At 70.8% G+C, this 21,688-nt stretch carries 18 protein-coding genes, 2 tRNA genes, 1 other RNA gene and 1 pseudogene; 12 read left to right on the top strand and 10 right to left on the bottom strand.

The genetic code is table 11. The annotated features are described in order from the left end of the window. Positions 1-64 precede the first annotated feature (64 nt). Positions 65-592, top strand: coding sequence for a tRNA adenosine deaminase-associated protein (locus ABZT87_RS14765; protein ID WP_355064830.1), 528 nt, complete (start codon positions 65-67; stop codon positions 590-592). A 196-nt stretch (positions 593-788) separates the two neighbouring features. Further along, positions 789-1,235, top strand: coding sequence for a nucleoside deaminase (locus ABZT87_RS14760; RefSeq protein WP_355135939.1), 447 nt, complete (start codon positions 789-791; stop codon positions 1,233-1,235). Positions 1,236-1,385: 150 nt separating this feature from the next. Here ABZT87_RS14760 and deoD read toward each other — a convergent pair whose 3' ends face one another. Then, the gene (deoD, locus tag ABZT87_RS14755; RefSeq protein WP_030328147.1) at positions 1,386-2,093 is read right to left on the bottom strand and encodes a purine-nucleoside phosphorylase; all 708 of its coding nucleotides are present in this window, start codon (positions 2,091-2,093) and stop codon (positions 1,386-1,388) included. 75 nt (positions 2,094-2,168) lie between these two features. On the opposite strand from deoD, the gene ABZT87_RS14750 reads away from it, so the two are divergent. After that, positions 2,169-2,255: transfer RNA gene (locus ABZT87_RS14750), tRNA-Ser, on the top strand. 57 nt (positions 2,256-2,312) lie between these two features. Here the strand turns inward: ABZT87_RS14750 and ABZT87_RS14745 are convergent. Beyond that, positions 2,313-2,900 (bottom strand): annotated as a pseudogene (locus ABZT87_RS14745) (SDR family oxidoreductase); the annotation flags it as partial. A gap of 80 nt (positions 2,901-2,980) precedes the next feature. Here ABZT87_RS14745 and ABZT87_RS14740 point away from each other — a divergent pair. Next, positions 2,981-3,325, top strand: a complete 345-nt coding sequence (locus tag ABZT87_RS14740) for a hypothetical protein (protein ID WP_355135878.1) — start codon at positions 2,981-2,983, stop codon at positions 3,323-3,325. Positions 3,326-3,463: 138 nt separating this feature from the next. On the opposite strand, the gene ABZT87_RS14735 is transcribed toward ABZT87_RS14740, so the two are convergent. From ABZT87_RS14735 to ABZT87_RS14715, 5 genes are all read right to left on the bottom strand, one after another. Next, on the bottom strand, positions 3,464-5,893 hold the full coding sequence (locus ABZT87_RS14735) for a hypothetical protein (RefSeq protein ID WP_355135876.1): 2,430 nt from the start codon (positions 5,891-5,893) through the stop codon (positions 3,464-3,466). A 158-nt stretch (positions 5,894-6,051) separates the two neighbouring features. Further along, the gene (locus ABZT87_RS14730; RefSeq protein WP_355135937.1) at positions 6,052-6,546 is read right to left on the bottom strand and encodes a hypothetical protein; all 495 of its coding nucleotides are present in this window, start codon (positions 6,544-6,546) and stop codon (positions 6,052-6,054) included. A 93-nt stretch (positions 6,547-6,639) separates the two neighbouring features. Next, positions 6,640-7,194: a hypothetical protein gene (locus ABZT87_RS14725; protein ID WP_355135874.1), complete on the bottom strand. Its 555-nt coding sequence runs from the start codon at positions 7,192-7,194 to the stop codon at positions 6,640-6,642. Positions 7,195-7,407: 213 nt separating this feature from the next. Beyond that, the gene (locus tag ABZT87_RS14720) at positions 7,408-7,599 is read right to left on the bottom strand and encodes a DUF397 domain-containing protein (protein ID WP_355135872.1); all 192 of its coding nucleotides are present in this window, start codon (positions 7,597-7,599) and stop codon (positions 7,408-7,410) included. Further along, a complete protein-coding gene (locus tag ABZT87_RS14715; RefSeq protein ID WP_355064841.1) occupies positions 7,590-8,357 on the bottom strand; it encodes a helix-turn-helix transcriptional regulator in 768 nt (255 codons plus the stop codon). The genes ABZT87_RS14720 and ABZT87_RS14715 overlap by 10 nt, the downstream gene beginning before the upstream one ends. Before the next feature lie 196 nt (positions 8,358-8,553). On the opposite strand from ABZT87_RS14715, the gene ABZT87_RS14710 reads away from it, so the two are divergent. Next, the gene (locus tag ABZT87_RS14710; RefSeq protein WP_354856438.1) at positions 8,554-8,796 is read left to right on the top strand and encodes a flavin reductase; all 243 of its coding nucleotides are present in this window, start codon (positions 8,554-8,556) and stop codon (positions 8,794-8,796) included. Between the two features lie 193 nt (positions 8,797-8,989). Here ABZT87_RS14710 and ABZT87_RS14705 read toward each other — a convergent pair whose 3' ends face one another. Both ABZT87_RS14705 and ABZT87_RS14700 read right to left on the bottom strand, forming a co-directional pair. Further along, a complete protein-coding gene (locus ABZT87_RS14705) occupies positions 8,990-9,826 on the bottom strand; it encodes a class I SAM-dependent methyltransferase (protein WP_355135870.1) in 837 nt (278 codons plus the stop codon). Positions 9,827-9,903: 77 nt separating this feature from the next. After that, positions 9,904-9,988, bottom strand: a tRNA-Ser gene (locus tag ABZT87_RS14700). An 82-nt stretch (positions 9,989-10,070) separates the two neighbouring features. Between ABZT87_RS14700 and ffs the strand changes: the two genes are divergently transcribed. Next, positions 10,071-10,160, top strand: an RNA gene (ffs, locus tag ABZT87_RS14695) — signal recognition particle sRNA small type. A 189-nt stretch (positions 10,161-10,349) separates the two neighbouring features. Further along, the gene (locus ABZT87_RS14690; protein ID WP_355135868.1) at positions 10,350-13,271 is read left to right on the top strand and encodes a DNA polymerase III subunit gamma and tau; all 2,922 of its coding nucleotides are present in this window, start codon (positions 10,350-10,352) and stop codon (positions 13,269-13,271) included. A gap of 16 nt (positions 13,272-13,287) precedes the next feature. Here the strand turns inward: ABZT87_RS14690 and ABZT87_RS14685 are convergent, their stop codons facing one another. Next, the gene (locus ABZT87_RS14685; protein WP_355135866.1) at positions 13,288-13,980 is read right to left on the bottom strand and encodes a DUF998 domain-containing protein; all 693 of its coding nucleotides are present in this window, start codon (positions 13,978-13,980) and stop codon (positions 13,288-13,290) included. Positions 13,981-14,255: 275 nt separating this feature from the next. Here ABZT87_RS14685 and ABZT87_RS14680 point away from each other — a divergent pair, with 275 nt between their 5' ends. From ABZT87_RS14680 to ABZT87_RS14660, 5 genes are all read left to right on the top strand, one after another. After that, a complete protein-coding gene (locus ABZT87_RS14680) occupies positions 14,256-14,564 on the top strand; it encodes a YbaB/EbfC family nucleoid-associated protein (RefSeq protein WP_220090758.1) in 309 nt (102 codons plus the stop codon). A gap of 8 nt (positions 14,565-14,572) precedes the next feature. Beyond that, entirely contained in the window at positions 14,573-15,166 is a 594-nt protein-coding gene (gene recR, locus ABZT87_RS14675) for a recombination mediator RecR (protein ID WP_234583245.1), read from the top strand. Positions 15,167-15,307: 141 nt separating this feature from the next. Beyond that, complete coding sequence (locus ABZT87_RS14670) at positions 15,308-19,258, top strand: SGNH/GDSL hydrolase family protein (protein WP_355135864.1); 3,951 nt, start codon at positions 15,308-15,310, stop codon at positions 19,256-19,258. A 62-nt stretch (positions 19,259-19,320) separates the two neighbouring features. Then, a complete protein-coding gene (locus tag ABZT87_RS14665) occupies positions 19,321-19,779 on the top strand; it encodes a hypothetical protein (protein WP_355135862.1) in 459 nt (152 codons plus the stop codon). Between the two features lie 227 nt (positions 19,780-20,006). Further along, positions 20,007-21,680 (top strand): ABC transporter substrate-binding protein, encoded by a 1,674-nt coding sequence (locus ABZT87_RS14660; protein ID WP_355135860.1) that lies wholly within the window; start codon positions 20,007-20,009, stop codon positions 21,678-21,680. The last annotated feature ends 8 nt before the right edge of the window (positions 21,681-21,688 follow it).

Genomic DNA, 21,688 nt, shown 5'->3' with positions numbered 1-21,688 from the left:
GACCCGACCGGCTAACGTGCACCCTTGACGAGTCGGCGCTGTGCCGAGGGCTTTTGGGGGAACCGTGTCGTACTTCGCTGCGGCCGTGGTGCGTGACGACAGTGGCTGGACCGCCGCCGAGGTCAGCCTGCGGGGCGCCACCGACATCGATGAGGTCGCCGACCGGCTGCGCGACGTCGACCAGGAAGCCGACGTGTCGCTGCTGTTCGTCGAGGCCGACGACGCGTACCTGGTGATTCTGCGTCTCGATGAGGGCGAGGATCTGCGGGTGTTCGGCTCGGACTCGGCGTTCGCCGAGGAGTCCCGGCTGGGTCAGCTGCTGGTCGGTGACCTGAAGACGTCCGTGACCGGGCTGGACGGCGACGACGAGCCCCGCCTGGCCGCCGGCGGCGACGACGAGAGCGAGCAGCCCGCCGTCGATCCGGAGGCCGACCCGGTGGGCGACGCCGACCTGCTGGCCAACCTGGGCATCTCGGCGCAGAAGCTGCTGACGCTCTGCGGCACCGAGGGGATGCTGCCGGCGGACGTCACCGCCGAGATCTGTGAGGTGCTCGGATGCGCCGACGAGGTCGAGGAGTTGCGTGAGGTCTGACCCCGCCGGGTCGGCAGCACGCGGTGGGATCGTTCCGGCGGGCGGCGCGGAGCCGGCCGACGCCACCGATCCGCTGTTGGAGGCGATCCGGCCGGGGCAGCCGACGCCCGGCGCGGTGGGCCGAGCCGGGCCGGGCGCGCACGAGGAGCTGGCCGACCCGGGTGACCTCGGCCGGCGGCAGCGGCACGAGCTGTGGATGCGCCGGGCCCTGGAGGTCGCCGTCACCGGCCCGACGGTCGACGACGCGGGCCCGGCCGACGTGGACGACGTGCCGGTGGGCGCGGTGCTCTACCGTCCGGACGGCACCGAGCTGGCGATCGGGCGCAACGAGCGGGAGTTGACCGGCGACCCCACCGCCCACGCCGAGGTGCTGGCCCTGCGCCGGGGCGCCGAGCGCGTCGGTCGGTGGCGACTGGACGGCTGCACCCTGGTGGTCACCCTGGAGCCGTGCACCATGTGCGCGGGCGCGCTGGTGTTGGCCCGGATCTCCACCGTCGTCTTCGGCGCCTGGGAGCCCAAGACCGGCGCCGCCGGCTCCCTCTGGGACGTCATGCGCGACCGCCGGCTCAACCACCGCCCCGAGGTCTACGGCGGCGTGTTGGAGACCGAGACCGCCGCCGTCCTGCGCGCCTTCTTCCGCTGAGACTGCCGCGCCCCGTCCGCTGTTCCGGCCGCCGGCTGGACGTCGCGCGGCCGGGAGAGGCCGCGCGCCAATGAGCCGTATGACTCAGAGGAATATCTATTCCTCTGAGTCATACGGCTCTCGGCAGTGACACCGCCCTGCCGGGACGGATCAGGCGATGATCGTGTCGAGCGCGATCTCGACCATCTGGCTGAAGGTCTGCTCGCGCTCCTCCGAGGTGGTCTTCTCGCCGGTCTTGATGTGGTCGCTGACGGTCAGCACGGTCAGCGCGCGGGCCTTGAACCGGGCGGCGATCGTGTAGAGCGCCGCTGACTCCATCTCCACCGCCAGCACGCCGTAGTCGGCGAGCGTGTCGTAGAGGTCCGGCCGGTCGGTGTAGAAGGCGTCCGCCGCCAGGATCGGTCCGACGTGCATGCTGATGCCGCGCCGCTCGGCCACCTCGACCGAGGTACGCAGCAGCCCGAAGTCGGCCACCGGGGCGTAGTCGATCAGCCCGTCGAAGCGCATCCGGTTCATGTTCGAGTCGGTGGACGACCCGATCGCCGCGACCACGTCGCGCAGTTGCAGGTCGGTGCTGAGGGCGCCGCAGGAACCGACTCGGATCAGCGTCTTCACGCCGTACTCGTTGATCAGTTCGTGGGCGTAGATGGAGGCGGACGGCATGCCCATGCCGGAGCCCTGGACCGAGACCTCGACGCCGTTCCAGCGGCCGGTGAAGCCCAGCATGCCGCGAACCGTCGAGTAGCAGGTGGCGCCCTCGAGGTAGGTCTCCGCGATCCACTTGGCCCGCAGGGGGTCACCCGGCATCAGGACCCGCTCGGCGATCTCGCCCGGCTTCGCGCCGATGTGCGTACTCATGGCAAAGATCCTGCCAGGCCGGCCCGAGCGATACCGGTTCGGCGTCCGAACCGGCGGTCCTGTACCCTCGTCGGCGGTGGCGTGTCCGAGCGGCCTAAGGAGCACGCCTCGAAAGCGTGTGAGGGTTAACGCCCTCCGAGGGTTCAAATCCCTCCGCCACCGCTGGAGAGATGCAGAAACGCCCGGTCGATCCGTGAGGATCGACCGGGCGTTTTCGCGTCAGAGCTGCTGCTGGCCGCCGTCGACGAACAGCTCGCCGCCGGTCATGAAGCTGCTCTGGTCGGAGGCGAGGAAGAGCGCGGCGTTGGCGATCTCGTCCGGGTGGGCCATCCTGCCCATGGGCACGCCGGAGGCGATGCCCTTCAGCAGCCCGGGGGCCTCCTCGGGGCTGGCCGCCAGGCCCGCGAGGCCGGGGGTTTCGGTCGAGCCGGGCACCAGGGTGTTGACGCGGATCTTCCGGCCCATCAGCTCGGCGGCCCAGGTGCGGCCGAACGAGCGGATGGCGGCCTTGGAGGCGGCGTACACGCTGAACGCCGGGATGCCGCTGACCGCCGAGGTCGAGCCGGTCAGCACGACCGAGGCGCCCTCGTTGAGCAGGGGCAGGGCCTTCTGCACGGTGAAGATGGTGCCGTACACGTTGGTGTCGAAGGTGCTGGCGACGTGCTCGACCGTGATCGAGTCGAGCGAACGGAACTCGCCGCCGCCGGCGTTGGCGAACACCACGTCCAGCCCCGCGCCGCGGGCCTCGATCGCCCGCATCACCCGGTCCAGGTCGTCGAGGTTGCCGACGTCGCTGACGATGCCTGTCGCGTTGGCGGCGGAACGCTTTCGCCCAACCCACCGCGTACGAGGTCGTCGCCACTCTGCTGCGCGAGAACGTGCTCGCCGTGACCCGGCCCGACCGGCCGGCCGGCTGCCTGTCGATCCAGGGCGGCACGGCCTGCTCCGGCGAGAACGCCGCGGTCGCCGGGTTCCTCGCCAGCAGCCGCCTGGCCGGTGAGCTGGCTCTCGCCGACCGGTTCACCCGCGCCGTGGCCGAAGGCGACCTACCCGCCGACGCCGATCCGGCCGCGCTCGCCCGCTTCGTCATGAGCGTCACCGAGGGGCAGGCGATACACGCCGCCGCCGGGGTCGCTCGGGAGGACCTGCGTCAGACGGCGGAGATCGCGCTCGCCGGCTTCGCCGCCGTGTCCGGAGCGCGGCTCCCCGCGTCTGCGGACAACCCGGCCTGAGCGCTCACGGTCGGACGAGCGCCGCCACCCCGTCGAGGAGCCGTTGCAGCCCGAACTCGAAGAGGCTGTCAACGTTGAGGTCGATTGCCGACCGGCGGGCCAGCCCTCCAATGTGGTGGAGGGCCGGCCCGCCGCCCGTCACGCAGTTGGGGCGGTGCCGTCCCGGTGGGTCAAGCGGTACGAGGCATCGACGGCATCCGTCTCCAGGATCACCGTCACCGGACCGGCGGGCAGGGTGCAGGTGATCGTCCGTTCGACGGCCGAGCTGCCGGGGCCGCAGTACCGGATGCCCTGGCTGTCGAAGACCGACATGCGGGCGTCACCGGAGCCGGCGGTACGCGTCCACGTGAAGCTCTCCCGGCTGGCGCGCTGGTCGGCCGGGACTGTGTAACAGACCGCGAAGTGGTCCGCTCCGGTGGTCACCGTTGCGCCGGCCGCGTCCCCCGGCAGGACCGGGCAGGCCGGCGGCCCGTCGGTCCGGGCGAAGCCCACGGCGTACGAGCTGGTGGGGGATCCCTCATCCGCGGTGAGCAGCACGGAGAAGGGTGCCTCGCCGGTCAGCTCACAGCTGTACTGACGCAGCGAGGAGTAGTCGCACACCTGCTCGCCGGCGGCGTTCAGCACGCTGATCTCCGGTGAGGTCGCGGCCGTCACGTCCCCGGCCAGCAGCTCGGCGACGTGGGCCCCCGCCGGACTGGGCAGCTGGAGGCAGTTGTGCTGCCCAGCGGCGTCGAACCCGCCCCGGTGCGGGGCGTCCTGCCAGCCGGTGTCGGACACCGGCGTGCAATCCGACGGCTTCCACGGCAGCAGCGCGACGGCGTAGCGGAAGTCAGTGTCGATCACCGTGCCGGTTACGCCCCCGCTGAGGACCATCGTGTACTTCCCCGCCGCGGGGACCTCGCACCAGGTGTCGGTGCAGACCTTGATCCCGGCGGAGTCGTAGACGGTGGCGTACGACCGGTAGTTCTCCCCGTCCACCGCCGTGACCCGGTACACCCCTGCGCTGGGAAGGTCCAGGGTCCGGCAGCGGATGCCGCCGAGGGCGCCGGCCGGTGCCGAGTTGTACGTGCCCGGGGTGATGGTCGGGCAACCGACCGCGTCGGAGAGTCGACGGACCTGGACCTTGTACGTGAGGTCCACGCTGTCGGCGTCCCAGTTCGCCAGGTAGGAGACGACGCGGTAGGTCCCGGTGGAGGGCAGTACGCACCCGTCCTGCTCCGACCAGTCGGTACACAGCACCGCACCCTGCTCGTCGACGATCGAGGAGGAGACGTCGTTGTACCGGTCCGGGGCCCGGTAGACCATGACCCGCTCACCGGCCTCGCCGTGGAACGGCTGGCAGTTGGTCTGCACCGCCGAGGTCTGGTGCACCGTCAGGGCCGGCTGGTCCCAGTTGAGTCCGGTGGGGGCGGCGCAACCTTCGGTCTGGTCGAGGCGGGCTGCCGCCACCCGATAGGTGACCGGCTCCCAGTTCCAGTTCTGCGCCACCAGCGTGTAGGCGCCGGCTGCCGGTACCGCGCAGGACCGCGAGGAGTCGTACTCCGTGCACACCACCTGTCCGGCGTCGTCGTACAGCCGCCAGTCGAGGTACTGGTTCGCGTACTGGTCCAAGCGGACGATCAGTCGGCCCGGAGTGGTGATCCGCAGCGACTGGCAGCCGATCCCCTGGTTCGGTGGCACGGTGCCGGTCCCGACCACCGCGCCCGGGTCTCCGAACGCGGTCAGCGGCAGCGCCGGGCAGCCGACCGACTGCGAGATCCGGGGCATCTTGAGGGTGTAGGGGGCCTTGTTGCCGTAGGTCTCCTCCAGGAACAGCCGGTACGGTCCGGCCTCGCGGAGGGTGCACTCGGTGGGGTAGCGCACCGAGCAGACCGGCTGGAACTGGGCGTCCAGGATGTTGCCCTGGATGTCCTCGACGCCGCCCGGGTCGGCGAGGTGCAGGACCGTGCCGGTGGGCTGCTTGAAGGTGAAGCAGCGGGCGGCAAGGCCGACGGGCAGCGTGCCGCTGCGACCGGCGGAGGCGAAGGAGAAGAAGCTCGCGGGCAGGCTGACGCAGGTGGACGGGGTCCGCATCGACTCGGCCGACAGCGAATAGACGCCCTTGCCGGTCCCGTAGTCGAGCGTCACCGTGACCGTGTAGGTGCCGGCAGCGCCGAGCTTGCACTCGGTGAGGTACGGACCGACGTAGCAGATGGTGGTGCCATCGCCGCCCTTGACCTGTGCGCCGACACCGTCACCGGAGACCTCGCGGAGCCGGATGAACAGGGTGTCCTGGTCAACCGTCGAGGTGATCGTCCACTTCTGCTGTGCGGCGCCGGCGATCGACGCGCAGTTCTTGACCTGGCCCAGCGGGAGATGGCCGCCGCAGGCGGCCGAGAGGCCAACGACAGTCGTCGGACCCGCGGTGGCCCGGCCGGGGGCGGGAGTCGTGGGTGCTGGCTTCGAGGGTGCGGTGACGGCGGGCGGTTGCTCGATCGTCAGTGTCGGTCGCGGCGACGGCTGGGCCGTCGGGGCGGCGGTGGCGGGGTCGGCCAGCAGGCCCGCCCCCGTGAGACTCAGGGCCGCCACGGCGGCCCACCTTGCGAGGTGTCTCCACCGTGGATCGGACGCGTTTGTACGCACGATGTCCCCCCGTGTTGTGTCGCGCGATCTGCGCGAGCGAGGGAATAATTTCACGATGGTCGATCACGGACAATCGGCTTGTCGGCTCGGACGGGACGGGTCGTTCAGCAGGGAGCGGCGCCCTCGTCGAAGAGGCGGCGGGCCCAGTCGGCGTACCCGGCGATGGTTTTTCGGACCGTGCGCCCGTCGTGCAGGAACAGGTACGCGCGGTCGCCGCTGCGGGCGAACAGTCCGTCGAGCCGATGCGTCCCCTGTGGAGCGGACAGCCGCGTGACGGACGGGTAGCGGGCCCAGACCTCGTCGATCGGCGAGCCCGCGGTGATGCCCTCCGGGGTGCGCATTGGGTCACCGACCCACAGCAGCACCAGTCTGTCCTCGACGAAGACCGGGCTGACCGTCTCGTGGCCGGTGAGCACCGGCCCGCAGGCGTCCTGGTCGGTACGCAGGACGCCCCGGCGGGTCAGCTCGGCCTCGGTGTCGCCAAACTCGATGTTGCGCAGGCCGTTCAGGTCGATGATCTCGACGTTGCCGGCGGGCCGGTGCGGTGGCATCGGGCCGGGTGGTGGCGTCCCGCTGCCCGCGATCGAGGCAGCAGTCAGCAGCATGGCAATAAAAGCTAATTGTCGCAATTTCATGGAATCCCCCAGTCCCCCAACGGGACGGGGCCGCTCAGGTTGCTGGCCAGCGCCGGATTACTGGTTTTCCCACTGTTCGACCAGCTCGTCCCAGTAGTCGGCGCTGAGTCGCCGCCGGCCGTGCGCCAGCCAGCCGTCGGTGTTGCGCTCCAGGTGCAACCCCACCTCGGCGAACGGGTCGATCCACACGCCCCGCTCGACGCCGAGCTGAACCAGCGCCGCGTTGATCGGCCACTTTTCGCGCGGCGCATCGAGGACGTCGTCGAAGCGCGGCCCCCAGGACAGGGTGCCGCCCAGCCACACCGCCGCCGACTGGTGACCGACGCCACCACCGAACTCGGCCTCCACGTACGCCACCGGCCCCGAACGCGACCAGCGGGCCAGCAGGTCGGCCAGCGCCGGCGACAGCACCAGCTCGAACGGGCGCGCGGCGCTGCGGTCGTCCGTCGCGTAATCGGGCAGCGAACCGGTCAGCTCCACCACCAGCTGCGGGGTGATCGGCAGCAGAGCGAAATCCTGCCGCAGCTCGCCGAGGACCGCGTGATCCAGCTCGGCGGTCTGCTCGCGGAGCAGGTCCACGTCCGCGACCACCGCGCTGAGCTGGTAACCCATCGAACCCTCCGCCGTCCACAGCCTGTGGATAGAACATGTGTACGACGGTTCTCCGGGTGCCGCCGGTCCCTGGAACGGTACCGGTGTTGCCGCCGATCCGAAGCGCTCAGACCCGTCCCGGCGGCACCGCGACGGCCGCGCAGATCTTGGACAGTTTCCGTTCGCGCGGAACGGAAACTGTCCAAGATCTGCGGCGGTGAGCCCTCGCGGGTGTCAGGCGCGGCGGGCGACCTGGGTGACGAACGCGCGCCAGGCCGTCGGCGCGAAGGCGAGCGCCGGGCCGCTCGGGTCCTTGGAATCGCGTACGCCGATCACGCCGGGCAGGTTGTCGGCGACCTCGACACACGCGCCGCCGTTGCCGCTGCTGCGGCTGCTCTTGCGCCACCGGGCGCCGTTCAGCTCCATGTCTCCGCCACTTCCGTCATCAGATCGACCGACTGCCAGTGCGACAGCGCCTCGCCGCGCACGTTCTCCCATGCCGCCATCATGGCCGCGATGTCGTCGGGGTCGCTAGCCACTTGTCCCTGAAGCTGGTTGTCCAGGTAGCCGGCGACCCGATGGTCGTGGCTGTGCGCGATCACGAACGGCCCGTTGAGGCCGGCGTACGCGCCGACCGCGCTGGGCACCACGTGCACCCGGATGTGCGGCTCCGCGCAGGCGGCGACCACGGCCAGCAGCTGCTCGCGCATGGTCGCCCGGCCGCCCACCGGCCGGCGGAGGATCGCCTCGTCGATGACGGCCGTGAACTGCGGCGGGTCGTCTCGCTTCAGCACGCCCTGCCGGTTGAGCCGCACGGTGAGGTGCCGCTCGATTTCGCTCGGCGGGATCAGGCCCGCGCCGCCGAGAACCGCGCGGGCGTACGCCTCGGTCTGGAGCAGCCCCGGCAGGACCGTCGATTCGAACCAGCGCAGCGACACCGCCTCGCGCTCGATCTCCTGCCACGGACGAAACCAGATGGGGTCACGACGTCTTGAAGTGTCGGGCCAGATGTCCGACACGTCCTTGTGGAGGGCTTCCGCTGCTGCGAACCGATGCCGAGGATGCGGGATGCGGCCCTCGGTCAGCCAACGCGCCACGGTCTTCGGGTCGACGCCGACGGTCTCGGCGAGGGATTCGGTGGTGTGCCCGGTGTCGTTCAGTGCCACCCGCAGCGCGTCGTTCACGGCCCCTCCATCGGATGTCTCGAATATCTGAGAACCATATAGCTACGCCCTGTATCTGCCCGGTGACGCGCCCGAGGGTGGTTGCAGAAGACGGCGTGGCCGGTGGAGGCGCAGCAACCCGGCGGTCGGCGTCAGTCCGGGGTCGCCCCGACGCGGAGGCGGGGTGACTCCCTCCACCAGCGAAGGAGGCTGACTCTTGCCCCGCCGTCGCCACCGGAACCACCTGCCGATCCGACCCACCTGGCGATGTCAGGCGTGCGGCATCGCCTGGCCCTGCTCGCCAGCGAAACTGCGACTGCTCGGGGAGTACCGGCAGGACCGGCTGGCGTTGACCATCTACCTGGCGACGCTCCAGGCCGAGGCCGGTGAACACCTCCGGGACGTCGACCCGGCCCGGCTCACCGAGCGCTTCTTCTCCTGGACTCGCGCCCGGGGGTGAGAGTCTGGGCACGGTACGCGCCGCCGTGGACCTCTGCCGGCCCGCCGACGGGAGGTCCGGCGGGCGGTCTGGCTCCAGATCTTGGACAATTTCCGTTAGCTCCGAACGGAAACTGTCCAAGATCTCGTCGTTTCGGCGCGCGGGCCAGCCGCGCCAGCCCTCGAAGACGCGGCCGCAAAGCTCGCTCCGCCGGTCAGGGTCGCCAGATCACGATGTCGATGTCGCGTCGTCGCTCGGCGAAGCGGCCGTCCCGCGCCGTCGCCGTCAACAGCTCGCGCAGGTCGGCCTCGAACGCGGGCCGCCGATCGCCGAACAGGTGCGGTGCCGAACTGGACAGCGAGAACACCGCCGAGACGATCTCGTCCACCGGGCGTTCCACGACCATCCCCTGTTCGACAGTGACCCGGGTGGGGCCGGTGAAGCCCGCCGCGAGCATGATCTCGCCCTCGCCGCTGGGGGTGCCGGCGGGCAGCGACCCCTGACCGGCCCGGCGCACCGGCCCCAGGTAGCGCGCGACCAGGTCGTTGATCTGCGACCAGGGCGGGCGGGGGTACGGCAGCGGGTCGTCCCCGGTCACGCCCTGGTGGGTGGTGGCGCTGACGTGGACCCAGGCCCCGTCAGGCGCGAGCATGTCGCGGACCCGCCGGGCCACCAACGGCCGGTCCATCCAGTGGAACGACTGGGCGAACGTGGCCACCCGGAACGTACCCAGGTCGGCCGGCAGAGCCTCGGCGCGCAGGTGCCGCCACTCGACGCTGGTGGTCCCCGACTCAGCGGCCGCGCGCTGCGCCTCGGTGAGCATGTCCCGGTCGGGGTCGACCCCCACCGCCGCCTCGAACAGCGGCGCCAGCAGCAGCGTCAACGACCCGGGGCCACAACCGACGTCCAGAAGGCGGCCGGTGCCGTCCAGGTCGAGCGCCGTACGGATGGCGTCGACGAGTTCGGGCGGATAGGGCAGCCGGCCCACGCTGTAGTTGTGCGCGCTGCCCGCGTACAACGTCTCGTCCCACTCCCACGCGGTCTCGGCCATGGCGTCGATGACACCACAGCAAGAACGCCCAGCCGACCTGTTATCGGTCTGCTGGGCGTTTCTGCTGCTCAGGCGAGCGGAGGATACGAGATTCGAACTCGTGAGGGTGTAAACCCAACACGCTTTCCAAGCGTGCGCCCTAGGCCTCTAGGCGAATCCTCCGCGAGCCAGGATACAGGCCCTTGCCGGCCGGGCCACCCCACCACCCCCTGAAGATCGACGAGCCGTCGGGTAGGGTTGGCGTCACCTCCCGTGCGGCGGTATCTCGTGAACCTCCCCAGGGCCGGAAGGCAGCAAGGATAAGCGAGCTCTGCCGGGTGCACGGGAGGCCTTTTTGTCTCCGGGGCCTTGATCCACTCCAGGTCGCCGATGTGGGGCTGTTCTGGGCCGTGGATACCGCCACGTCGCCGAGATGGAGTCGATCAAGCGCGGCAACCCGGGGTAACCCAAGCTGCCCGGCGGGGTGGGTGGTCACCCGCGCCCGACCGGCGCAGAATGGCTCGGTCGAGAGGAGGCGGGACGAGTGACGCTGGCGCTCTACCGCAAGTACCGGCCACGTACCTTCGCCGAGGTCATCGGGCAGGAGCATGTCACCGAGCCGTTGTCGCAGGCGCTGCGCAGCGGCCGGCTCAACCACGCCTACCTCTTCTCCGGCCCCCGTGGCTGCGGCAAGACGTCCAGCGCCCGGATCCTGGCCCGCTCGCTCAATTGCGAGCAGGGCCCCACCCCCGAGCCGTGCGGCAAGTGTGAGTCGTGCCGCTCGCTGGCCATCGACGGCGCCGGCTCCATCGACGTGATCGAGATCGACGCGGCCAGCCACGGTGGTGTCGACGACGCCCGCGAGCTGCGCGAACGTGCCTTCTTCGCGCCAGCCAGCAGCCGCTTCAAGATCTACGTGATCGACGAGGCGCACATGGTCTCGACCCAGGGCTTCAACGCCCTGCTCAAGCTGGTCGAGGAGCCTCCGGAGTACGTCAAGTTCATCTTCGCCACCACCGAGCCGGAGAAGGTCCTCGGCACGATCAGGTCGCGGACCCACCACTACCCGTTCCGGCTGATCCCGCCGAAGGTGCTCCGCCCGTACCTGGAGCAGCTCACCCAGGCCGAGGGCGTCACCGTCGAGCCGGCGGTCTTCCCGCTGGTGGTCCGCGCCGGTGGCGGTAGCGCCCGGGACAGCCTCTCCGTGCTCGACCAGCTCATGGCCGGCGCCGGCCCGGAGGGCGTCACCTACGCGCGGGCCGCCGCCCTGCTCGGGGTCACCGACGCCGCGCTGATCGACGAGATGTGCGACGCGCTGGCCGCCGGTGACGGCGCCGCCGCGTACGCCACCGTCGACCGGGTCGCCGAGGCCGGGCACGACCCGCGCCGGTTCGCCTCCGACCTGCTGGAACGGCTGCGCGACCTGATCGTGATCCAGCAGGTGCCGGACGCCGCCGCGAAGGGCCTCATCGACGGCCCCGCCGACCAGATCGAGCGGATGGCCGCCCAGGCGTCCCAACTCGGCCCGGCCACGCTCTCCCGCTGCGCCGACATCGTGCACGACGGCCTGGTGGAGATGCGCGGCGCCACCGCGCCCCGCCTGCTGCTGGAGCTGATCTGCGCCCGGATGCTGCTGCCCGGCGTGGACGACTCCGCCGGCGGCCTCCTCCAGCGCCTCGAACGGATGGAACGCCGGCTCACCCTGGGCGGCACCGACGCGCCGTCGGCCGCCGCCGGCTCCGCGTCAGCAGCCCACCAAGGGGTACGCCCACAGCACGCCCCTCCGGTCCCGGCTGCCGCCACCCCGGCACCCGCCAACGCCCCGACCTCCGCACCGCCGTGGGACGTCGACCCGACCGCGTCCCCGACCCCAGGCGCGCGGGCCGCAGACACTGCGGGCTCGGGCGTTGTGGGTTCGGGTGCTGCGGGCTCGGGCGCTCGCGTTCCCGGCGTACCGGCCGCGCACGCGCCCTCGGGGGCCGACTCACCGATTCCGGCCTCGCCCGGTGCGTCGGCCGTCGCCGCGTCGACCTCCGCTGACCCGGCCGTCGCACCCGTCTCGCCGGCCCCGCGTCGCGTGGTGCCGCCGTCGGCCGTGCTGCCCGACCCGGCGACACCCGTGCCGCCTCGCCCCGGCGCGCCGGCCGCCGCACTGGACGCGGTAGCCGTTCGCCGGGCCTGGCCCGACGTGGTCGGCAAGGTCAACCGGACCAACAAGCGGATCGCCGCCCTCATGCGCGACGCGGTCGTGCGGGAACTCGACGGCGACATGCTGGTGCTGACGGTGAAGTCCACCGTGCTGGCCAAGATGATGGCCGACCACTCGGCGGTGCTCACCGACGCGCTCTACGAGGAGCTGGGCGGACGCTGGCAGATCCGCTGCGAGGTGGCCGGCGAGCGGGGTGGCGTGTCGCTGTCCGGCCCACCGCGCTCCCAGCCGGCCGCGCCGCCCCGCCCGACCGCTGCCGCGCCGGCACCGACCGCGCCGACCTCGGCCGCTCCGACCGCTGCCGCGCAGCCGTCCGCGCCGGCCGCTGCCGTGCCGGCCGCTGCCGCCCAGCCGTTCGCGCCGACCCCGACCGCTCCGACCTCTGCCGCGCAGCCGACCGCGCCGACCCAGGCCGCGCCGACCGCGGTTGCGCCGACGTCGGCCCCGGTTGCCGCGCCGGCCGCTGCCGCCGCGTCGCCTGCTTCGGCGGATGTCCGACCTGCCCCCACGAACACATCGCCCAACGTGTCTCCGGCCTCGACGAACACGGCCGCCGCGGCTGGCTCGACGAACACCCCGGCGGCTGCGACACCTGACGACGAGGACGACTGGCCGGAGGCTGCGCGCCCCGGTGGCAATGCTCCCGCCGCCCAGGCGACGGATGACGACGACTGGCCGGAGGCCGCCCGGCCGGGCGGTACCGCCGTGGACGACCGCGACTCCGCCTCGGGCGGCTCCTCCGCACCCGTGTCGACCAGCGTGAACGGCGCCGACGCGGCCCACCCCAGATCGAACGGCGCGGCGAACGGTGGCGGCCCTGGGGCGAACGGTGGCGGCTCCGGCGGCTCCGGCGCCGTGCCCGGTCAGCCGGACGCACGGGCGGCCAACCCGACGCCGGCGGCCCGGCAGCCGGCGGCAGCCGGTGGCGCACCGGTGAGCAGCGCCATCGCCGCCGCACGAGCGGCGGCGGCGGGGCGCGGCGCGCGTACCGCATCGGCGGCCCGGCCCGTCGCGGACGCCGAATGGGCGGGCGAACCGCCTTACGACCCGGACTTCGACGGCCCGCAGCGCGGTAGGCGCCCGGGTGGCGCGGCACCGGCGGCGGTACCGACCTACGAGGGGTTCGACCCGGGCGACGAACCGTTGGACGAGGTCATCGACGAGAAGACCGCCCGGGAGTCGAGCGAGGAGCAGGCGGTACGGCTGCTCCGGGAGACCTTCGGCGCCGAGAAGATCGACGAGGTGGACGCCCGCTGACACCCTGCCCCGTCGATCATGAAGTGGTGTGGCTCTCGGCCGACACCGCGGCCTCCTGAGCGACGGGGCCGGGCGGGGTTTCGGCGAGCAGGGCGCCCAGGCAGCAGGCCCACACGGGAAAGGGCAGCACCGCTACGCGTTCCATGCCGCCCACTCCGATCCCGAAGCCCTGCTGGGCGAAGAACAGCACGGTCCCCGCCAACGCGGTCAACCCGGCGGCAAGGGTGAGCGGTCGCCATCGGCCGAGCACCGTGGTGTGCGGCGCGAAGCCGGCGAGGAGCAGCCCGACGTTGCCCAATCCCATGATCACGAATGCGCCGAGGACGTGCAGGTTCTCGTCGACGTCGGCCGGGTAGCGGGCCGCCAGGGCGTACCCGCCGGCCGCCAGCAACAGCAGCGTCTGCGCGGAGCGCACCACCGCGCCGCGACCCAGCAACCGCCAGGTCAGCAGGAGCCCGGCGGCGAGCAGCACGGCCGTGGCCAGTGTCGCGGCGTTCATCAACGGGTGCCAGGGGGAGCAGACGTACCGGGGTCGGGTGGTGTCCCAGATGCCGCAGTGGACGTTGCCGAGGTCGCTGATGTTGTGGCTGGCCCAGCTGTAGGCCGGCTCGCGCCAGCGCAGGCCGGCGACCAGGCTGGCGACGAGGAAGACCGGTGCGGCGATCACCCAGCACAGTGCGCCGACCCGGCCCGCGGGGTTGAGGTTCATGCTGTCGAGCAGACCAGCGCGGTGGGTGCCGACGCACTACCCGCAGAGGGCCGGTTCGGGGTGGTGCCAGCCATACCTAGCGGGTCGTTCGGGCGGGCGGCTCGTCGGCCGGTTGTGAACCCGGTCGTTCCCGGCCCGCGTGCGGAAGCCGGCATGGCCCGGCGTGGGCGGACGCACCGGGCGGGGCGGGGTCGGTCCCAGCGGTTAGGCTGGTCGGCGGCCGAGCAGACGAGTGCGAGAAGGAGCCATCCGTGCGCCCAGGTGGACAGCCGAACATGCAGCAGATGCTGAAGCAGGCGCAGAAGATGCAGCAGCAGATCGCCGCTGCCCAGGCCGAGCTGGCCGAGGCCGAGCTGACCGGCACCGCCGGCGGAGGGCTGGTCACCGCGACCGTCTCCGGCTCCGGTGACCTGAAGGCCATCAAGATCGACCCGAAGGCCGTCGACCCGGACGACGTGGAGACCCTCGAAGACCTGGTGGTCGCGGCCGTGCACAACGCCGCCGAGGCCGCGCGCGAGTTGACCGAGCGCAAGATGGGTCCGGTCGCCGGCGGCATGGGCGGCCTCGGCCTGCCCGGTTTCTGAGCCGGCAGATGTACGAAGGCGCCATCCAGGATCTGATCGACGAGCTGGGACGACTGCCGGGCGTGGGCCCGAAGAGCGCCCAGCGGATCGCGTTCCACGTCCTGTCGGCCGACCCGGCCGACGTCAACCGGCTGGCCGGCGCGCTGCGCAAGGTCAAGGAGCTGGTGCGCTTCTGCACGACCTGTTACAACGTGGCCGAGTCCGAGCAGTGCCGGATCTGCCGCGATCAGCGCCGCACCGACGAGGTGCTGTGCGTGGTGGAGGAACCCAAGGACGTGGTGGCCATCGAGCGGACCGGTGAGTTCCGCGGTCGCTACCACGTGCTCGGCGGCGCGATCAATCCGCTGGAGGGGATCGGCCCGGACAACCTGCGCATCCGGGAGCTGATGACCCGGTTGAGCGGCGGCGCGGTCCGGGAGTTGATCCTGGCCACCGATCCGAACACGGAGGGCGAGGCGACCGCCACCTATCTGGCGCTGATGGTGAAGCCGATGGGGATCGCGGTGACCCGGCTGGCCAGTGGGCTGCCCGTCGGCGGCGATCTGGAGTACGCCGACGAGATCACCCTGGGCCGGGCGTTCGAGGGGCGTCGGGCCGTCTGATCCCTCGGCCGGTGATGTGCGACCGGTGAGCCGGCGATGACGCCACGGTGATCTCCGTCGTGAGGATGGTGTCGCTTCTCTCCGCATCTCGCGACGGAGGTCACCGTGCGCCGGTTCCTGGCTCCCCTATTGGGACTCGCGGTGTTGACACCGCTGGTTCCGTCTCAACAGGCGGCCTCGGCCGCCTCCGTCGACCCTTCGAAGACGACCACCGTCAGTCGACCGGCCGATCCGGGCCGGCCGGCTGACCCGGACCGGATCCTCGATCCCGACCGACGGCTCGGTGCCACCTGGCGGCGTTCCGCAGACCGGGTGGTCACCACCTCGTCCGACGAGACCGGCCTGCACGTGCTGGTGGCGGACGCCAAGGAGGCGTACCGCTGGCGGACGGCCGCCACACTCGGTGGAGCCGGCCTGCCGACGGACCAGTGGGTCGGGCAGGTCTGCCTGACCGGCTCCGGTCGACGCGCGGTGGCGGTCTACGCGCCCCGTGAATTCACCAACCGGGAGAACCTGCTCAACGCGGGGGCCTCCGCGGCGGTCATCGACCTGGACACGGGCGCGGTCACCAGGTTGCCCGAACGCTATTCCCTGGCCTATCACAATCCCGGTTGCGGGGCGGGGGAGACGGCTGTGCTGTCCCGCCTGGAGCTGCCGGCATCGCCGCGCGCCGGCACGGTGGCGCGGACCATTCTGACCACTGTGGACACTCGGAAGCCGTCCGCCGTTCAGAAGGCGGTGGCGCCGGGTCAGCTCACCTCGGCCATCCCCGTCGGTGATGGGATCATCGCCGCCAAGGGTGACGCGCTGCTCACCCTCGACCGCCGAGGAGCGGTCCGGGCAACCCTCCGGACCGGAGGATCCCCGTTCCGGCTGATGGCGGACGGGCCCCGGGACGTCGCGCTCCAGGTGGCCCGCGGAGACGAGGTTGATCTCGCGCGAATGGCCGGTGGTCATTTGGTTCCGGTGGCGACTGTCCCGACGGGCACCGTCAAGCTGCGCGCCGGTGGTGAAGGCCGAGTCTTCGCCGTGGGCGGCCGGGCCGGCGGCCGGCTCGGCCGCGAGCGCCTGCCCTCGCGGTGGAGCACGATCGACGCGCCACCCGACAGCGACGTCTCCCGCACCGGCGATCTGGTGCTGACCAGGGCCGTCACCGGTCGGGAGGCCGCCGGGTCGGTCGGAGGTGCGCCGAGTGACGGGCAGACGGACCGGGTCGACATCAAAGCTCGCCTGCGTATGGGGGGCGATGTCGCCTTCACGGTGCAGCCGCCGAGCGGGGTCGGTGGGCAGGCGGCCCCGGCCGCCGGCGCGGCGGGCAAGGCGACCACCCTCGCCGACCCGAGCCCGGAGACCGTGGCGTACGACCTTGACGGCTCCTGCGCGGTACGCCGCAACGATCCGGCGATCCAGGTCTACCAACCGACCCGGGAGCAGGTGGAGTGGGCTGCCGACCTGGCGGTACGCGGACAGTTGACCTTCCAGCGCGCGGCCAACTGGGCGAACAACGGCCTGCCCGCGTACTCGCCGCAGACGATGTTCCCGTCGATGGCGCTCACGGGTGGTGGCGACGTGCCGGCGCAGGTGTTCCTCGGCATCCTCGCGCAGGAGTCGAACCTGTGGCAGGCGAGTTACCACGTCGTCGACGGGCTGGCCGGCAATCCACTGACCAGCCTCGGCTACTACGGCCTGGATCTGGCAAGCCCGGATTACACCAAGATCGACTGGACGAAGACCGACTGCGGCTATGGCGTCGGACAGGTCACGTCCGGGATGAAGAAGAGCGACACCGACCAGTGGATCGCGGGCGTGCAGTGGGACACGACGAAGCAGAAGGCGGTGGCGCTGGACTACGCGGTCAACGTGGCGGCCGGCCTGCGCATCCTGCAGGACAAGTGGAACCAGACCCGGAACGCCGGGCTGATCGCCAACAACGGCGACGCGAGGTACATCGAGAACTGGTGGTTCGCCATCTGGGCGTACAACACCGGTTTCTACTCCCAGATCCCGCAGAGTCCCACCCTGCCCTGGGGGGTGGGCTGGGCCAACAACCCGTCCAATCCCAACTACCCGGCGGACCGCAAGATGTTCCTGACCCAGCCGCTGGACGTGCCCACCGCCAACCCGCCGGTGGACGACCAGGTCGGCTACGACAACGCCAAGCACCCGAACCACTGGTCGTATCCGGAGCGGGTGATCGGCTTCGCCTACACCTCGCTGCGCCGCTACAACTACGAGACGGGCAACTACAGCGCGACGTACGCCACCGCCCAGGAACGCAACAAGCTCGTCGCCCAGCCGGAACGATTCACCTTCTGCGTACCGGCCCAGAACGCCTGTGACCCGAACGTGTCGGAGGTGCCGGGCGACTACCCCACGGATCCTCCGGGGCCGTGCACCCGGGACGATCTGAAGTGCTGGTGGCACTCGCCGGTCACCTGGACGGACTGCTCGGTCAACTGCGGTCTGGAGAACCGGCGGTACACCAGCGTCGAGCCCCGCCCGTACGGGTCCAGCATCTACGACTCGCAATGCAGCCGGGACGGGCTGCCGAGCAACGCGCTGATCATCGACGACATCGACAGCGCCACCCCACTCGGCCCGCAGGGCTGCCAGCGCGACTACACGCCGGCGGGGAAGTTCTCGTTCAACTATCCGTCCCGGGTCGGGCCGAACAACGTGACCATCTATCCAGGGAAGGTGGACACCCACCAGATCGGCGGCGGGTTCGGCGGTCACTTCTGGTGGGCGCACACCCAGCGGTCCGACACGGCGCCGGAGAAGGTCACCGGACGCTGGACCCCCACCAACCGCCTGAACGGCTGGGCCAAGGTGATGGTGCACATCCCGGACCACGGCGCGCACACCCAGCAGGCGAAGTACGTGATCAACACGGGGGCGGGGCAGAAGACCCGGTACATCCCCACGCGGACCGAGGAGCACCGCTGGGTGACCCTGGGGACGTACCAGTTCTCCAACGCGGGTGCCCAGTCGGTGGAGCTGAACAACATCACCGAGGACGGCAACGGCACCGAGGACGTGGCGTGGGACGCTCTCGCGTTCGTCCCCCTGAGCGCCAAGCCGCGACACTTCGTGGTGGCAATGGGTGACTCGTACGGCTCCGGCGAGGGCGTCGGCAGCTACTACTACGAGACGGACAACAACTACGGCAATCGGGCGTGGAACGCCTGCCGCCGCAGCACGAAGGCGTGGCCGCTGTTGAGCCGCCTTCCCGGTTCGTCGAGTTCGATCTCCAGCCGGCTGGCCAGCCACGACCAGAGTCTGGACTTCCAGAACGTCACCTGCTCCGGAGCGACGGCAGCAGGGATGAGGAGCACGAGCACGCCCTACTACTGGCAGAACCCACCCGACGAGATCGGCGAGTACGGACGCGCCGCGGAGGGGCAGTTCCGGGAGATGTCCCAGATCGAGTCCGGCACGCTGGACGGCAACACGACCCTGGTGCTGCTCTCGGCCGGCGGGAACGACGCTCGTTTCCCTCTCACGATGACCACGTGCGCGGAGTCGGCCTGTGACACCGCCGCCTACGAGACGACCGTCCAGCAGCGGATCGACAGCGCGCAGGCCGAGGTGCGCCAGTTGATCGACGCGGTGGCCTCGAAGGCGCCCAACGCCACCATCATGGTGGTCGGCTATCCCCGCATCTTCGCCAGTTACTACCAGGATTCGTGCGTCTTCAACCGGTACACGGCGGGTGAGATGGCGATGATCAACAGGCTGGCGCTCTACATGCGGGACGCGGAGCGGACCATGGTCGACGGGGCGCGCGCGGCCGGGCGGGAGGTGCAGTTCACCGACATGGTCGAGGGCATGCTCGACCACGGGACGTGCCGCAAGTACGACGCCACCCACGACATCCTCGTGCCGGACGACATCAACGGGTTGGTCGTCGGTCCCGAGGGTGAGGGCGACTTCCGGCTGGTGACCAACGACGACTACGCGACCTGCGTCGGCTGGATCACGGCGGGTCTGAACGTCTGCATCAGCCGGGCTTCGTTCCACCCGAAGGACACCGGCGCGGTGACATACTCCAATGCCGTGACCTCCCGACTGTCGGCGGTGGGATACAACTGAGCCGATCCGGTGGGTCCGCGTGAGGAGCGCGGGCCCACCGACGTACCTCGGGGAGGTGGCGTGTGGCGACGCGGCGGCCGGCCCAGCGGTCCTGGGCTCCGGCGGTGCTGGTGGTCGTGCTGGCCCTGGTGATCGCTGGCGTCATCGTGGCGATCGAGGTGGGGAGCCGGCGACTGGCCGCGGACACCCGCGCGGAGGAGGCCGGGGCCGAAGCCGCCGTGACCCGTGACGCCCAGGCGTACGCCGCCGCGGTGGTCGCCACCGGCGACCCGGCGCCGACCGACGAACGGTTGGCGGTGGTCGCGGAGGGTGCCCGGGTCGAGGTTCGGGAGGTTCGCCGGACTTCCGGCCTGGTGGTGGTCGTGTACGGTTCCGCCCCTGTCGGCACGTTGTTCGGAGCGAGCAACCTGACCGCCTGCCACCGCGTGACCTTCCACGACCTGGGTACCGCTGCGGCGGGTTCGGCCGTCGAGCGGCTGGCCGCCTGCCCACCACCCGTGGCCTGGCCGTCGCCCTCCTGACGCGTCCCGAGTCGTCGACACCCGGCGTCGACGGCTGGCTTCGTGGCGTCGGGTCATGTGTCGCTCCATGTATTCGCCGTGCCGTCGACTGTCAGACGTCCGCGCAAGGTGTCGGCTTGGTAGCGATTGCCTGACGGCCGTTCCGCTTCCGGTGTTACATGTCATAGCCTCCCGCACACGGACCGAGCCACAGCTCGGCGTGGTCATGCGCATGACAGAGGTGAGAGATGCAGGCGAGAAGGCTTAAATCGGCTGTGGCCATCGCGGCCGTTGCCGCTCTGGCGGTCGGCGCGGCCGGCTGCGCGAAGAGCGAGCGCGACGGTGGCAGTGGCGAGGCCAAGACTGGCGGCACCTTCATCTTCGCGGGTGCCGGTGACCCGAAGAACTTCGATCCGATCTTCAACGATGACGGTGAGTCGTTCCGGCCGGTCCGGCAGATGTTCGACACCCTGGTGAGCCACAAGCCGGGCACCGCGGAGCTGCAGGGCGGCCTGGCCGAGAGTTGGGAGCACGACCCCGAGGGCAAGGTCTGGACGTTCAAGCTCCGCCAGGGTGTGAAGTTCCACGACGGCACCCCGTTCGACGCCGCGGCGGTCTGCTTCAACTTCGACCGTTGGTACAACATGAAGGGCGCTGCCGCCCAGTCCCAGATGATCTACTACATGGACGTCTTCGGGGGCTTCGCCAACAACGAGAGCCCGGACGCCGGCAAGGCGATCTACAACAAGTGTGAGGCGAAGGACGGCGGCACCGCCGTCGTCACCCTCAACCAGTACAAGGGGGCGTTCCCCGGCGCGTTCGCGCTGACCTCGCTCTCGATCGCCAGCCCCGAGGCGCTGAAGAAGTACGACGCCAACACGGTGAAGCAGAACGGCGACTCGTTCGAGTACAGCGCGTTCGCCACCACCAACCCGGTCGGCACCGGCCCGTTCACCTTCGGTGGCTGGGACAAGGCCAAGAACGAGATCACCCTGAACCGCAACGCGGACTACTGGGGTGACAAGGCCAAGGTCGACAAGGTGATCATCAAGGTCATCAAGGACGAGAGCACCCGCAAGCAGGAGCTCCGCGCCGGCACCGTCCAGGGCATCGACTTCCCGGCCCCGGCCGACCGCAAGGCGCTGGAGGGCGAGGGCTTCCAGGTCATCAACCGCCCGGCGTTCAACGTCCTCTACCTGGGCCTCAACCAGAAGAACCCGAAGCTCAAGGACCTGCGGGTGCGCCAGGCGATCGCCTACGCGCTCAACCGCCAGCAGCTGGTGCAGACCAAGGGCCCGGGTGGCGCCAAGGTCGCCGACGAGTTCATGCCGGACACCGTGCTCGGCTACGCCCCGGACGTGCAGAAGTACGAGTACAACCCGGACAAGGCCAAGCAGCTCCTCAAGGAGGCCGGCGCCGAGGGTCTGACGCTGAACTTCTACTACCCGCCGGACGTCTCCCGGCCGTACATGCCGAACCCGCAGGAGATCTTCACCGTCCTCGCCAACGACCTCCAGGCCGTGGGCATCAAGGTCAACGGTGTGCCTCGCCCGTGGAACGGTGGCTTCAAGGACGACGTGCAGCAGTTCGGCAAGCAGGACCTGCACATCCTCGGCTGGACCGGTGACTACAACGACCCGGGCAACTTCGTCGGCACGTTCTTCGGCCGCGGCAAGGTCGAGTTCGGTGACCAGGGGATGACCGAGATGTTCGACGCGATCACCAAGGCCGACGGCACTGTCGACGACGCCGGCAAGAAGGCGGCCTGGGAGCAGGTCAACCGGGACATCGCCGCCAAGTGGCTGCCGGCCGTGCCGCTCTGGCACGCCCCGCCGGCCATCGTCGTCACCAAGGACGTCAAGGGCATGGTGGCCAGCCCGTTGACCGACGAGCGATTCAACACGGTCAGCGTCAGCAAGTGACGTCCCTC

This window comes from Micromonospora sp. NPDC005237 (assembly GCF_040607775.1).
GTDB lineage: Bacteria > Actinomycetota > Actinomycetes > Mycobacteriales > Micromonosporaceae > Micromonospora.
The sequence above is the reverse complement of the archived record's forward strand: the minus strand, read 5'-3'. Positions and strand labels throughout refer to the sequence as shown.